The sequence below is a fragment of the Ramlibacter sp. genome (genome assembly GCF_035554825.1).
Classification (GTDB): domain Bacteria; phylum Pseudomonadota; class Gammaproteobacteria; order Burkholderiales; family Burkholderiaceae_C; genus Ramlibacter.
This window is the reverse complement of sequence record NZ_DATMHS010000005.1, coordinates 1-14,091: the sequence shown is the minus strand read 5'-3', so window position 1 is coordinate 14,091 and position 14,091 is coordinate 1. Positions and strand designations below refer to the sequence as shown.

Genomic DNA, 14,091 nt, shown 5'->3' with positions numbered 1-14,091 from the left:
CGGCTTCACCATCGGCATGCTGGTTGCCTTCCAGATGTTTGCCACCCGGCTGTCGCAGCCACTGCTGCGCATGGTGGGCCTGTACCAGGAATTCCAGCAGGCCAACCTGTCCGTGCAGCGCCTCGGCGACGTGATGAACGCACCTGCCGAGCCGTACTCGTTGCTGCCGGCACGTACCAGCGCAGGCATCGGTGCCGTCAGCGTCAATGGCATCAGCTTCCGCTACAGCCCCGAGCACCCGTGGCTGTATCGCGACCTCTGGCTATCGTTCAAGGCGGGGAGCACGACGCTGCTCGTTGGCCCGTCGGGGTCGGGCAAGAGCACGCTCGCGAAGCTGCTGCTGGGGTTCTACCGCCCCACCGAAGGGGTCATCTTGCTGGACGGAACGGACCTGCGCCATCTTTCCGCCAACGAACTTCGTGCCAGGTTCGGCGTGGTGCCGCAGGAGACCGTCCTCTTTTCCGGCACGGTCTACGAGAACCTGCAGATGGCCAATCCCCATGCCAGCTTTGAGCAGATCGTGCAGGCATGCACCATGGCCGAGATCCACGAAGTGATCGAGCATCTGCCGCAGGGCTATCAGACGGAGATCGGTGAGCATGGTGTCGGTCTTTCGGGCGGGCAAAAGCAGCGAATCGCGATCGCTCGCGCGCTGCTCAAACGGCCCCGTATCCTGATCTTCGACGAGGCAACGTCCAGCCTCGACGTGCAGACGGCAGCGTCGCTCGCGAGAACCATCAACCAGCTCAGGGGCAAAGTCACCATCATCTTCATCGCGCACCAGATGCCGAAAGGCCTGCATGTCGACGAGACGGTGATCGTGGGAATGACAAGACCGGAAGGCCCGGCGCCATCCGTTCCACAGGAGGTTGCGGAGTGAGTCAGAGAAGAAGTCGCGTGCTCCATCTGGTCCCTTGGGCGGCAACGACGCTGCTGCTGCTTTGCACGAGCGGGTGTACGAGAACGATTACCTGGGAGGAAGAGGTTCCGCTGAACACGGGCGAAACCATCTGGATCGAGCGCAGCATGCCGTGGGCTCCTCTGGGCTCACAGGGCAATCCATTCGACATCGGCATGAGGCCCACGCGCGAGCAGACGATCCGGTTCGAATATCAACACAAGAACTACAGGTACACGGGCAGAGCTGATGTGGCGGTAATCGCGATCTCGCCGTTAACGAGGATCCCCGTGCTCGTAGCCCCCGCCTCGAGCTATGCCTGGGACCAGCAAAACAGTTTTACTTGCGCCATTCCTCACTACGTACAGCTAATTCCTGACGCAAGCGGCAGCACGTGGACTTGGCCCCAAAAAATTGAGCCTTGGCTATACAACATTTCTGCGAACGTTATGGCTAGCCTCCCGAGGCTAAATGAAGATAGAAAACAGCGATACACCCGTGCAGACCGCGCATCCCGAGATGTGATTCACAACGCTGACTTCGCGCCGCGAGCCCGCATTGACCCGTCCTATAAGGAAGGCTCCTGCCTGCAGCAGTTCGGTTCGTGACCTCAATTGCTAACTGGAGAACGAGATGATCGATAAATCGCTCGCCGCCATACTGGCGCTACGCGTGTATGACACTGCGGTCGCGCCTCAAAACCTACCTCTGCCGGTCCCGCTTTGGACCCAAGTACTTGATCCACTCCCCGAGACAGATGGTTTCTCCTATCAAGTCTTCAAGAACGGAAGCGAGATAGTAATTTCGTATCGCGGCACTGACGGTGCAAGCGGGATGATGGGATGGGACGGGCTCAACAATGTGTCCATGTATGTTGGCCTCGCCTCCTCGCAGGCCAGACAGGCTGCGGCAGTGTACGCAGCCGTCGCGAAGCAATACCCCGACGGTCAGATCAGCTTCACAGGCCATAGCCTAGGCGGCGGTTTGGCGTCAATCATGGCGGTCATATTTGACCGTCCAGCAATCGTGTTCGACCCAGCTCCGTTTCAACTGGTGGCCGAAGGCGTGTTTTCCATACAAAACATCGTGACCTACATTGCGGAAAAGGGGCTACCCATCCCAAGCAGCCTCACCTCTTACGTCCCCTCCAGAGACTTCCTAAATCGAGAAGCGCGCGTCGAAAGCTACTATGCAGTGGGCGAATTTCTCCAATACGGCCGTACAAACGCCAACACCATATACGGCGCAGGCGCGAACACGCCAGTGAAGTTTGGGGATGATCACGTAACCCAGTTCGCCATGCATTCCCAGGCACTCCTCACCGCCGGGCTTCTCAACCCGTCCTTTGCGGCTGCGACTGCGCAGGTACCGAGGAGCATGCCCCTCATCCTGTCCGACCGATATTACTCACCAGAAACCCAAGGTCTTACATCACGCAACTTTCTTCTTGACTTGATCAGAAGCGAACAAGCATCTCCTGCTAATGGCAAGCTCACCCACTTCTCGGCGGACCTACAGAAATTCGGAAACAGCTCAAGTGCGTTGACGGCACAAGCACAAGACTCATTACTGGCTCAGGCAATTGAGTGGTATTACTGGAACGGAAACAACTACGGCGGAGATGAGTTATTCGACTTGAACGGTGGCGTGCTGCAATACACCACTGCGAAAGGCGCGGGCCTCACGGGGGCTCTCGACAAGGCGGCCTCTTACACGAGACTCTGGCTGGACCCTTTAAGCACCGGTCGCAGCACGGCAGGGCTAACGGCGTATCAACAGTGGAACGTTGCTACGAGCAGTTCGGGCGGAACAGCCATCGCAAGAGACTCAAGCAAGAGCCAGATCTTCGTCGGGAACCTGGGCGCCGATAGCTTCACAGGCGGTGACAGCGGGGATCTAATGCTCGGAGGCGCAGGCGCCGATACCTACGTCGTGGGGAATGGCAGTGACGTGATTCGTGACGATCTGGCGGGGGAAGGACAACTCACCACGGAAAGCGGGCATGTGCTGCCTGGCGGCCGAAGCAATGGCAAGCGTGACCAGTGGGTCGGAGAGAACGGCGAGCTTTACGCGTACACCACGACGCAAGGTGGTCAGCTGGGAACATTGACGATTCGCAATGTTGGTGCCAGGGCCTCGGTGAAAGTCGAGCGATTCGACTATGCAATGGCAACCGAGGGGGCTGGTTACCTCGGCATCAAGCTCGATAGCTCGCCTCGGGTCGCGCTGGTACAAGGTGGTGCGCCGAGCTTCTGGGGGAACTTCAACGCCAAGCTCGCGGATCTCGCAGGCGGACAGACTCGGATGATCGAAGGCGGCGGCTCGATTTTCACTGTCGCTCTCAGTACGGCCGCAAAGTTGGGCGAGAGGATTAGCCTCAATCTCCAGGGCCTCACCGGCAAGCAGCTGAAGCTGGTCAACGGCGCCACGACCGTCGATGCCGAGGGTGCCGTGATTCCCCTGGCTGAAGGCCAGACGACGGTGTCGTTCGCGCTGGTGCAGGAAGGCGGGCTGGACACCGACGCGGTCGGCTCGCTCAGTGTGGCGTACCAGGGACAGAACCAGGCCACCGAGAGCAACACCTGGGCGCTCACCCTGCGGGACACCGGCACCACCAGCCTGACCTTCCTCGGCGACCAGCATCCGGCAGCGGCGCCCGGCTCGGGCTACGTCTGGCAAACCACTGAGTGGTCGCCCGATGGCACGCTGACCGGAGGCGTTTACGAAGCAAACTTCGCCGACGTGATCTATGCGACCACCGGCAACGACAAGATCGACGGCCGAGGCGGCAACGACGCCTTTGCGGCCGGCGCCGGCCACGACGAGGTCGACGGCGGCGCCGGGGACGACCTGATCGGCGGCGGCTCCGGCTCCGACGATATCCGCGGCGGCGATGGCAGAGACTTCATCAGCTCCAGCGGGAACACCAACGCACCGCAGCGTCTCAGCCCCACCGAAGCGTGGCTGCCACCGGCGGGCGCGCAGGTGTTGGCCAGCGCGCCGACCTGGGGCGTCTACACGCTGAACGGGAACACCGTGTGGCAGGGCATGGGGGCAACCCTCATCAACAGCGATGGCGACACGATCGATGCGGGTGCGGGCGATGACTGGGTCATCGCCGGGTGGGGCGATGACCGAGCCAAGGGCGGCGACGGCAACGATGAACTCGACGGTTTGGCCGGAGCGGACGTGCTCGAGGGCGGCCTCGGCAACGACTTCATCGACGGCGACGGCTCCATTCGCGCGGGCCTCCTCAACAGCGTCAGCGCGCCGAACCATGGCAACGACTTCCTGGATGGCGGCGACGGCGACGACACCATGCTCGGCGGCGGCGGCGCGGACCAGATCTTCGGCGGCGCAGGCAGGGACCAGATCGCCGCGGACTCCAGTGGACCCACCACTTCGTCCACCTATGTGAATCTCGCGTACCACGGCAACGATTACGTCGACGGCGAGGCGGGCGACGACTACCTCGAAGGCGGCGCGGGAGAGGACACGCTGTACGGGGGCGCCGACAACGACACCTTGTGGGGCGACACGAGCGCCAGTTTCGTCGCTGGCCCCGCGGACAACGCGCTCGTGTGGGCCGCGGATTACCTGGATGGCGAAGATGGCAACGACACATTGATCGGCGGTGGCAAGGACGATGCACTCTACGGCGGCATCGGGGACGACAAGCTGTATGGCGACGAGCGCACCGCGGCGCTGGCGCCGGAATACCAAGGGGAGGACTATCTCGACGGCGAGGATGGTGCCGACTTCCTGGAAGGCGGCGGCAAGGACGACACTCTTTTCGGCGGCGCCGGCAACGACACGCTGTGGGGCGACACCACCCCCACCGCCCTGGCAGGCGCCAACCACGGTGACGACTACCTCGACGGCGAGGACGGCGACGACAATCTCATCGGCAACGGTGGCGCCGACACGATGTTCGGCGGCGCGGGCAACGACACGCTCCTTGGCGACAGCAACGGTGGCGACCTGGCTGCGCAGTTCCATGGCGACGATTACCTGGACGGCGGCGACGGCAACGACCTGCTGCTCGGCGACGGCGGCAGCGACGTCCTGGTAGGAGGCGCCGGCAACGACCAACTCCAGGGCGGCGCCGACGACGATGATCTGTCCGGTGGCGACGGCGCGGACGTGTTGTTCGGCGAAGCTGGCAACGACATGCTGGCGGGCGACCTCGGCGACGACCAGCTCGTGGGCGGCCTGGGCGACGACTTGCTCGAAGGCGGCGAAGGTCTGAACAAGCTCTACGGCCAGGACGGCAACGACACGCTGGTCGGCGGCAGCGGCCGCGACCAGATGTACGGCGGACCCGGCGACGACCAGCTGATCGGCGGCGGGGGCGACGACCTGTATTTCTACGGCTCCGGCGAGGGGATCGACCACGTCTCTGACAGCGGAGGTACCGACCGCTTCGTCTTCAGCAACATTAGCTCGTTCCAGGTCGAGCTCGGGGTGGGCTCGTTGAAGATCAGCGTACCGGGCGGCGGCGAAGTTCACCTCGACGACTTCGACCCGGCGCATCCGCTCGACGGCGCCATCGAGCTGTTCCAGTTCACCGACGGGGTGTTCACGCGACAGCAGCTGATCGAGTCGCGCGGCTTCCGCATCCGCGGCACGCCTGGAGCGGACGAGCTGTACGGAACGGCGCTCGGTGACCGAATCGACGCGTACGAGGAAGACGATGCGGTGGTCGCCGGCGACGGTAACGATGTCGTGGACCTTGGCGCGGGCAACGACGTCGCCGACGCCGGGGCGGGCGACGACTCGGTCACCGCGGGCGACGGTGGCGACTACGTCCTCGGCGGCGCGGGGGGCGACCTGATCGATGGCGGCAACGGCGACGATGCGTTGTACGGCGACCTTGGAGACGACCAGCTGACCGGCGGCACGGGCAACGACCTGCTGGCCGGCGGCGCTGGGAGCGATCTGCTCCAAGGCGGTGACGGTGACGACGGTTACGAGTTCGGCACCGGCGACGGGCAGGACACCGTCATCGACAGCATCGGCAGCAACATGGTGCTGCTGCGCAACGGCGTCACCCAGGCCCAGCTGAAACTGGCGCGCAGCGGCAACGACCTGCTGCTGTCGATCACCGGCACGGCCGATCGCCTCACGCTCAAGGAGTGGTTCGCCAGTCCGGCACCGCTGTGGACGCTCGGACTCGGCGATGGAACGCTGCTGGACCGGGCGGCGGTGGCGGATCTGCTGTCGCGCAACCAGCCGCCGCTCCTCGCTCCGGACAACGTGACTGTCAGCGAAGACGGAGTGCTGCAAGCGGCGGGCAATGCGCTTGCCAACGATGCCGATCCCGAAGGACGCACGCTGCGCATCACGGATCCGGGACAGTTCGCCGGGACCTATGGGCAGCTGACGCTACAGAGCGCCGGTGGCTTCGCGTACGCCCTGAACAATTCCACGGCGGCGGTGCAGTCGCTGGCGGCGGGCCAGCGCGTCACCGACACGTTCACCTACACCGCGACCGACGACGATCCGATCTTCGCAGCCAGCGCCACGTCGGCGATCGTGGTCAGCGTTGCCGGCGTCAACGACCTGCCGATGGTCCAATCCGACAGTGCCGCCATTGCCGAAGACGATACGCAGCCTGTCACCGGCAACCTGCTCGCCAACGACACCGACGTGGACGCCGGCACTGTCTTGCACGTGAATCCGCCTGGCACGCTGGGTGGCACCTACGGCCACCTGGACCTGGCACCCGACGGTAATTTCTCGTACACGCTGAACAATGCCTCCGCCCAGGTCCAGTCACTCGGCCGCAACCAGCTGGCCACCGACCGCTTCACGTACTCGGTCAACGATGGCGTGGTGAACGTCGCCTCGCAATTCGATATCGCCATCGCCGGGCGCAACGACGCGCCTGTCGTCTCCGTCCCGCTGCCCGACCAGAGCGCCGCCACGTCCGGGAACACCTCGTACAGCTGGCAGGTCCCGTCGGACAGCTTCGTCGACGTGGACGCGGGCGACACCCTGTCGTACAGCGCATCACTCGCAGACGGCGAAGCGTTGCCGAGCTGGCTCTCCTTCGATGCGGCGACGCGCACCTTCAGCGGACGCGTGCCCAGGACCGCCACCGGGTACCTTGACATACGGGTCACGGCTACCGATCGGGTCGGCACGGGCAGCGATTCGACCGGCAACCTTGCCGCCGCCGATGTGTTCCGCCTCAGCTTCGACGGCGGTGGCGGTGGCGGTGGCGGTGGCGGTGGCGGCGGCGGTGGCGGTGGCAGCACCGGCAACCAGGGCGTCGGCAACGGTGAAGATCCGCCGCCCCCCGGCCAGGAAGCCGACTTCAACGACGGTCCCGGGACCGGCCCCGGCGACCCGGGCGCTCGCGGCGGACGGTACCACGCTACCGAGGCACCGGTCGCTGCGCAGGTCACGATGGCCGACCCGGCGGAAGTGCACGCCGCACCGGCGCCGATTGAGGTGCGCCCGCGCAGCGGCGCCCACTTGGGTGACGATGCCGAGCCCGTCGTCGTTGATGGCGCCGGGAACAACGGCAACGGCAACGGCACCACGGGCAATGGCCAGCTGCGGTCGGCGTCCGCTGCGGCGGCGGCCACAACGCCGGCGATCATGGACGGCGCCGCACCAGTGACGGACTGGCAGGTGCCACCCGCCGCGGCGGGCACGAGCAGCGGCGCCGACACCGCTTCCTCCGAGCCTCCGATGCTCCGGGTGGCGTTGTCGAAGGCGTGGCTACCGCCCAGCGGCGACGAAGCGCCCATCGACAGCTATGTGGCGCGCTGGGCCGCCATGGACGAACGACTCCTGGCGCACCTGGGTGGCGACGCCGGCGGTTTTGTCGGCGATCTCGGCAGCGCTCCGGGATGGAGCGGCACCGGCTTCCTCGGCAGCTCGGTCGCGCGTGGCGTCGACCCGCTGACCGCAGGGGCTGCCGCGCAGCCGCTGTCGGCGATGCAGGGACTCAGGGAAGGCCTCCGGCAGATCGCGGCGTGAGCGGCGGTCGATGAACCTCCTGTCGGCCCGCTCGGCGAGGCAGCCGCTGAGCATCGATCCTGCCGAGTTCGCCCCTGAGATCCTCCGCGTGCAGTCCACGCCGCCGCGGCCGATGCCGCGCGCGGTGCTGGGGGCCGCGCTGGCGCTCGTCGCGGCCACCATCGGATGGGCGGCGGCGGCCACGTTGGACGTCGTCGCCGTCGCGCCGGGGAAGCTGGTACCGCACACGGCCTTGAAGATCGTGCAGCCGGCCGAGGCCGGAATCGTGAAGGAGATCCTGGTCTCCGAGGGGCAGAGCGTACAGCGCGGGCAGTTGCTGATGCGGATGGATGCGACGCTCTCGGCCGCGGACCTGCAGGCGCTGGCGACGGAGCTGCAGCAGAAGTCGATCGCCCTGCGTCGCATCGATGCCCAGTTGCAGGGCCGGCCCCTGCAGGCGGAGCCGGGCGACCCACCGCAGCTGCTGCAGCAGGCGCAGGCCCAGCTCGCGGCCAACCGGTCGGCTCTGGAAGCAGCGATCGCGCAGGAGCGGGCATCCTGGGAACGGTCGCGGCAGGAGATGGCAGCGGCGCAGGCCACCAAGAGCAAGCTCGAACAGACCCTGCCGCATTACCGGCAGCAGGACGAAGCATTTCGCAAGCTGGTCGAAGAGGGGTTTGCCGGGCGCATCATGGCCGACGACAAGGCACGCGAGCGGATCGAGCGCGAGCGCGACAACGAGGCCCAGGCATTCGTCGTCGCGCGCGAGCAAGCCAACATGGTCCTGTTCGATCGCCGGATCGCACAGCTGAAAAGCGAATCCATCCGGCAATTGCAGGCCGAGCGAGCCGAGATCACGCAGCGGCTCGACAAGCTGCGGCCGGAGCTGGCCAAACAGGATCACCGCCACGCCCTGCTGGAGTTGAGGGCACCGCAGGACGGGCGGATCAAGGACCTTGCCACGCACACGGCGGGCACGGTCGTGCAGCCGGGCACGATCCTGATGACGCTCGTGCCGGCGGCCGAATCGCTCGTCGCGGAGGTCTGGCTGTCGAACGAGGATGTGGGATTCGTGCGCGGCGGCCAACCGGCGAAGCTCAAGCTCGCCGCGTTCCAGTTCCAGAAATACGGCATGCTGGAGGGGTCGGTGGAGCAGGTCGCCGCGGATGCTGCCGCGCCGGACCAGGGCAGCGCCCCCGGCCCGCAGGCCATGCCGCTCGCCTACCGGACGTCGGTTGCCCTGAGCCAGCAGGAACTGCTGGCCGACGGAGTACGGTATCGCCTCGCACCGGGCATGCAAGTTTTCGCAGAGATCAAGCTCGGAGAGCGCACCGTACTGGAGTACCTGCTGTCGCCGATCCGCAAGGCGTTCCACGAAGCGGCGCGCGAGCGATAGCAGGTGCGTGCCGGTCGCCCAGGGGTCCCCGAGCTCCCTCTGTCGGGATCGCCGCATCCACTCCGCATGAGAGACCCGCTTTCACGCGTGCCGTATCGCTCCGTGCGTCTGCGCTACTGCCGCAGCGCGCTGCGTGCTTTTCAGCGCCGCTGGTTCGCGTCCATGGTGGTGGCCTTGGCCGTAGCCGGCATCGGCGGGCCGGCCATGGCCGCTGGCGTCGTGCTGCCCCTGTACTGGGCGCTCGCGCACGGCAGCTGGATCTGGGCCGCCGTCCTGGGGTACGCCGTCGCTGGCGGTGGGTTGGTCTGGGCGATGCGGCCGCTGCTGTGGAATCCGCAGTGGGCGCAAGCCGAGCGGGCGCTGCCGATTCGCAGGCGCGACCAGCTGCTGTCGGACCTCCAGGTCGTCGCGTTCGGGTTGACCCCGCTGACCTTGCTCTGTGCCGCCGGAACCGCAGTGATCGTGAGTGAAGACCCCGGGTGGTTCAGACCGCTGCGCACGGGCGCCCTCGTCGCCTTGTCGATCGCGGTCCTGGCATCGGCGGTCGTCGGCGTGGCACTGCTGCAGTATCTGCGCTGCGCCTCGGCCGACGCGCGCCAGCGGTCCGCGCCGCGCGCGGGCGCAGCAGACGGCGCAGTGGCGACAGTCCCATGGGCCGCAGCGCTCGTCTGGACGCCCTTGGTGCGCGGGCCGGCCCGGCAGACTCGGCGCGCGCTCGTGCGCGACACGCTGGCGCTGCTCCTGCCATGCGCCGGCAGCGCGCTCTGGAGCGCGCACGCTGGCTGGTGGGCCGCCGGATACTCGGCGCTATCGCTGGTCGCGGTATCGCGCTGCAGCGCCATCGCACGCCGGGAGTTCGCCGCCCTGCTCCCCGCCTGCTTGGCACTGCCGCTCGACATCGCCATCCTGCGACGGATCCCGTCCGCCATCGCCTTGCTGCCGGCGCTGGTCACCATGCCGATGCTGGTCGCGCAGCTGTTCACGTCACCGGCCCGGGCCGCGGTGGTCTGGGCGTACGCGGCGGCGAGCATCACCGGCTGGACGGTCGAGGCGTTCATCGTCCAGACCGATCCGGCGGCCAAGGCCGCACGTTGGCTGGTCACGCTGGCGCTGGGCGTCGCGTTGGCCAGCGAACTCGCGCCATGAGGGGCGCCCCGGCCGACCCGCTGCTGCAGGTCGAAGGACTGACCTTCTCGTACCCGACGCGCCACGTCTTCGAATCGTGGTCCATGGCGTTCGGCCGCGGCGCGACATCGCTGCAAGGGCCCAACGGCAGCGGGAAGTCGACCTTGCTCAAGTTGCTCGCCGGCGCGCTGTCGCCCAGCCGGGGGCGGCGTGCCGTCCTCGGTATCGACGCCGATCGACATCCGCTCGAGTACCGGCGCCATGTCTTCTGGTGCGGCCCCGGCCCGCTCCCCTTCGACCACCTGCTGGCGCGTGAATACCTTGGATTTCTGCGCGGACTCTATCCGCGATTCGACCACGACCAGGTGCCAGGCCACATCGACGGATTCGGTCTGTCGGCGTTCATGGCTTCGCCGCTGCGCGAACTCTCGACAGGCAGCCAGCGCAAGCTGGCCATCACGGCGGCCCTGGCGGTCGGCACGCCGGTGGTGCTCCTGGATGAGCCGCTCAGCGGGCTCGACGAGCCGTCGCTGCGCTATGCGGTCTCAGCGCTGCGAATGGCCTGGACCGCACCGACCCAGGCGTGGGTGATCGCCAGCCACGAGCCTCTCAGCGAGAACGAGCACCGGCTCAGGCGAATCTCGGTCCCCTGACGTGCGGCCGTCCCCTTGCTTCAGGATTCACGAGAACCGCGGCGCCCGCTTCTCCACGAACGCCCGCACCGCCTCGTGGTGATCCGGCTCCATGTGGGCGATGGCCTGGTACGAGGCCGAGATCTCCAGCAGCGATTCGAGTGACGCGCTCTCGCCTTCGCGCAGCAGCCGCTTGGTCATGCGCAGCACGCCGGCCGGATTGGCGGCGATCTTGCGGGCCAGCGCCATCGCCGTGTCCATCAGGGCTTCGGGCGCCACCACGCGCGACACCAGACCGCAGGCCAGCGCTTCCTGGGCCGAGATCGCCTCGCCGGTGAAGGCCATCTCGGCCGCCTTGGCGCGGCCCACCGCGCGCGGCAGCAGCCAGGCGCCGCCATCGCCGGGCACGATGCCCACCCGCACGAAGCTCTCGGCGAAGGTCGCCTGGTCGCTGGCGATGCGGATGTCGCACATGCAGGTGAGGTCCAGCCCGGCGCCGATCGCCGGGCCGTTGACGGCGGCGATCACCGGCACGTCCAGGTGGTACAGCGCCCTGGGCAGGCGCTGGATGCCGTTGCGGTATTCCTCGCGGATGGCCTCGGGCGACAGCTGCTGCTGGAAGAAGCGCTGCATGTCCTTGACGTTGCCGCCGGAGCTGAACACCGGCCCTTCGCCGGTCAGGATCACGGCGCGCACGCCGCGGTCGGCGCGGATGGCGGCGCAGGCCTGCACGAACTCCTCCACCGCGGTGTTGCCGGTGAGCGCGTTGCGCGTTTCGGGCTGGCTCATGGTCAGCGTCAGCACGCTGCCGTCGCGGCTGGTCTTCAGGAATGCCATGGTTTCTTTCCTTCAATCGATGTCGGTGGTGGCGCGCAGCAGGTCCAGGGACGGGCCTTCGCGGCTGTAGATCAGCTCCTGGCCCAGCACGCCGTGCCAGTGGCTTTCGGAGCCGGCGACCAGCCGCCAGGCATGCAGGCGGCGCGTGTACAGCTGCAGGTCGTATGCCTCGGTGAAGCCGATCGCGCCGTGGATCGAGTGGCTCAGTGCCGCCACTTCCAGCGCCGCCTCGCTGGTGCGGGCCTTGGCGACGGCCACGCGCAGCCGGTCGGGCGCGAAACCCTCGGCGTGGCAGCCGATCTGCGCCGCCATGCGCGCCGCGACCGCCTGCTCCGACAGCACCGCAAGCTGGTGCTGGATCGCCTGGAACTTGCCGATCGGGCGGCCGAACTGGTTGCGTTCGTTGGCGTACTGCAGGGTGCGCGTGAACACGCTCATGAGCGCGCCGGCCAGCTGGGCCGCGCTGACGCATGCCTGCAAGGTGACCAGATCGTGCTGGCCCAGCAGGCGCGGCGCGGCTGCCACCGCCGCCGCGCCCCATTCCAGGGTCGCGTCCAGCGGAAACACCGAGGGCGCCGACGCGGCGTGCGCCACCGGCAGCAGCAGGCATTCGCTGGGCCGCTGCACCAGCACCCAGTCGGCCACGCGGCCGGACGGCACGTGGGCGCAGCGCAGGCCGCCGCCGTCGACGGCCGTGGCGCACAGCGCGAAGGCGATGCTGCCGGCGGGACGCGCCAGGTCCATCGCCGCCAGCTGCGCGCGGGCCAGCATCGTCTCGGCCAGCGGCACCGGCAGCGCGAACGAGCCGCACAGCTCGATGAGCGGGAACACTTCGCGCAGCGCCAGGCCGGCGCCGCCCTGTTCCTCGCCGACCAGGGCGTCGGCAAAGCCCGATTCCTCGAGCCTGCGCCAGAGCGCGGCCGGCGCTTCGCCGCGTTCGATGCGGCGCACCAGCGTCGGCGTGCACTGGTCCTGCAGCAGCTGGCGCAGGGCATGGGTCAGAAGATCGTCCATCCCGGTTCCTTTCAGCGCAGGCCCAGGCCGCGCGCGATCATCCCGCGCAGGATGTCGCGGGTGCCGCCGCGCAGCGAGAACGAGGGGGCGACCTGCGTCACGTAGTTCAGCGTCTGCAGCAACTCCAGGGGCACGCGCTGCGCGTCGCGCCCGAACAGGTCGTCGGCGATGGCCGCCGGAATCAGCTGCTCGACGGCGGTGCCCAGGTCCTTGACCAGCGCCGCCTCGACGACCGGGCTTTCGCCGGCGGCCAGCCTGGCGGTGACGGCGATCGACATCGCCCGCAGCGGCGCCAGGTGCGCCATCACCTTGCCGGCCAGCCGCAGCGATTCGGCGGTGAGCGCCCGGTCGGTGCGGATGTAGGCCAGCCACTCGTCGAACAGCACGATGCTGGAATACAGGCGCTCGGGGCCGCTGCGCTCGAAGGCGAGTTCGGCCGTCACCTGCTCCCAGCCCTTGCCCTCCGCGCCGATCAGCGCGTCGCCCGCCAGCTGCACGTTGTCGAAGAAGACCTCGCAGAAATGCGAGTCGCCCGCCAGGTCCTCGATCGGCCGCACGGTGACGCCCGGCAGCTTCAGGTCGACGATCACCTGCGACAGGCCCTGCTGCCGGTCCTCGGCGCTGCCCGAGGTGCGCACCAGCGCGATCATGAAATGGCTATGGTGCGCGTTGGTGGTCCAGATCTTCTGGCCGTTGAGCAGCCAGCCCGCTCCGGTGCGGGTGGCGCGGGTCTTAACGCTGGCCAGGTCGGAGCCCGCGTTGGGCTCGCTCATGCCGATGCAGAAGAACGATTCGCCGCGGCAGATGGGCGGGATGTAGCGGCGCTTCTGGGCTTCGGTTCCGTACTTCAGGATCAGCGGCGCGCTCTGGCGGTCGGCGATCCAGTGCGAGCCGACCGGCGCGCCCCAGTTCAGGAACTCCTCCACCACCACGTAGCGCGCGAACGGGCTGCGCCCGCCGCCGCCGTATTCCTTGGGCAGCGTCAGGCCCAGCCAGCCCTGGCGGCCGAGCTCGCGGCTGAAGTTGCTGTCGTACCCCGACCAGGACCTGGCCCGCACCGGGGCCGGCACGCTCTTCATGGCCTGGGCCAGGAAGGCGCGGACCGGGCCGCGCAGCGCCTCGTCCTCGGGCGGGATCGCGGTGAGCGAGAGCGAATCGAGCGTACTCATTGGACAACTCCTGGCTCCATCATCGCGCCGCACGCGAATTTGCAGAAGGCT

General features: G+C 67.5%; 9 protein-coding genes. 6 read left to right on the top strand and 3 right to left on the bottom strand.

The features are described from left to right. From VNT59_RS00245 to VNT59_RS00220, 6 genes are all read left to right on the top strand, one after another. The coding region (locus tag VNT59_RS00245) for a peptidase domain-containing ABC transporter (RefSeq protein WP_325495458.1) at positions 1–880 on the top strand (880 nt) is incomplete at its 5' end. A gap of 17 nt (positions 881–897) precedes the next feature. Continuing rightward, the gene (locus tag VNT59_RS00240; protein WP_325495456.1) at positions 898–1,506 is read left to right on the top strand and encodes a hypothetical protein; all 609 of its coding nucleotides are present in this window, start codon (positions 898–900) and stop codon (positions 1,504–1,506) included. A gap of 25 nt (positions 1,507–1,531) precedes the next feature. Then, positions 1,532–7,888, top strand: a complete 6,357-nt coding sequence (locus VNT59_RS00235; RefSeq protein ID WP_325495455.1) for a VCBS domain-containing protein — start codon at positions 1,532–1,534, stop codon at positions 7,886–7,888. 10 nt (positions 7,889–7,898) lie between these two features. Next, positions 7,899–9,263 carry an HlyD family type I secretion periplasmic adaptor subunit gene (locus tag VNT59_RS00230; RefSeq protein ID WP_325495453.1) on the top strand — a complete coding sequence of 455 codons (1,365 nt, stop codon included), beginning with the start codon at positions 7,899–7,901 and terminating at the stop codon, positions 9,261–9,263. 66 nt (positions 9,264–9,329) lie between these two features. Next, the gene (locus VNT59_RS00225) at positions 9,330–10,409 is read left to right on the top strand and encodes a hypothetical protein (RefSeq protein WP_325495451.1); all 1,080 of its coding nucleotides are present in this window, start codon (positions 9,330–9,332) and stop codon (positions 10,407–10,409) included. After that, positions 10,406–11,041 carry an ABC transporter ATP-binding protein gene (locus VNT59_RS00220; protein WP_325495450.1) on the top strand — a complete coding sequence of 212 codons (636 nt, stop codon included), beginning with the start codon at positions 10,406–10,408 and terminating at the stop codon, positions 11,039–11,041. The genes VNT59_RS00225 and VNT59_RS00220 overlap by 4 nt, the downstream gene beginning before the upstream one ends. Positions 11,042–11,068: 27 nt before the next feature. Here the strand turns inward: VNT59_RS00220 and VNT59_RS00215 are convergent, their stop codons facing one another. Genes VNT59_RS00215 through VNT59_RS00205 form a run of 3 tightly spaced genes read right to left on the bottom strand, consistent with a single transcriptional unit; the run spans position 11,069 to position 14,040 of the window. Then, on the bottom strand, positions 11,069–11,857 hold the full coding sequence (locus VNT59_RS00215; RefSeq protein ID WP_325495448.1) for a crotonase/enoyl-CoA hydratase family protein: 789 nt from the start codon (positions 11,855–11,857) through the stop codon (positions 11,069–11,071). Positions 11,858–11,869: 12 nt separating this feature from the next. Beyond that, the gene (locus VNT59_RS00210; RefSeq protein ID WP_325495446.1) at positions 11,870–12,871 is read right to left on the bottom strand and encodes an acyl-CoA dehydrogenase; all 1,002 of its coding nucleotides are present in this window, start codon (positions 12,869–12,871) and stop codon (positions 11,870–11,872) included. A gap of 11 nt (positions 12,872–12,882) precedes the next feature. Then, positions 12,883–14,040: an acyl-CoA dehydrogenase family protein gene (locus VNT59_RS00205; protein WP_325495444.1), complete on the bottom strand. Its 1,158-nt coding sequence runs from the start codon at positions 14,038–14,040 to the stop codon at positions 12,883–12,885. Positions 14,041–14,091: the final 51 nt, after the last annotated feature.

Coding starts and splice junctions, on each gene's coding strand:
- VNT59_RS00235 (WP_325495455.1), top strand. CDS start 1,532: ATGATCGATAAATCGCTCGCCGCCATACTGGCGCTACGCGTGTATGAC.
- VNT59_RS00230 (WP_325495453.1), top strand. CDS start 7,899: ATGAACCTCCTGTCGGCCCGCTCGGCGAGGCAGCCGCTGAGCATCGAT.
- VNT59_RS00225 (WP_325495451.1), top strand. CDS start 9,330: ATGAGAGACCCGCTTTCACGCGTGCCGTATCGCTCCGTGCGTCTGCGC.
- VNT59_RS00220 (WP_325495450.1), top strand. CDS start 10,406: ATGAGGGGCGCCCCGGCCGACCCGCTGCTGCAGGTCGAAGGACTGACC.
- VNT59_RS00215 (WP_325495448.1), bottom strand. CDS start 11,857: ATGGCATTCCTGAAGACCAGCCGCGACGGCAGCGTGCTGACGCTGACC.
- VNT59_RS00210 (WP_325495446.1), bottom strand. CDS start 12,871: ATGGACGATCTTCTGACCCATGCCCTGCGCCAGCTGCTGCAGGACCAG.
- VNT59_RS00205 (WP_325495444.1), bottom strand. CDS start 14,040: ATGAGTACGCTCGATTCGCTCTCGCTCACCGCGATCCCGCCCGAGGAC.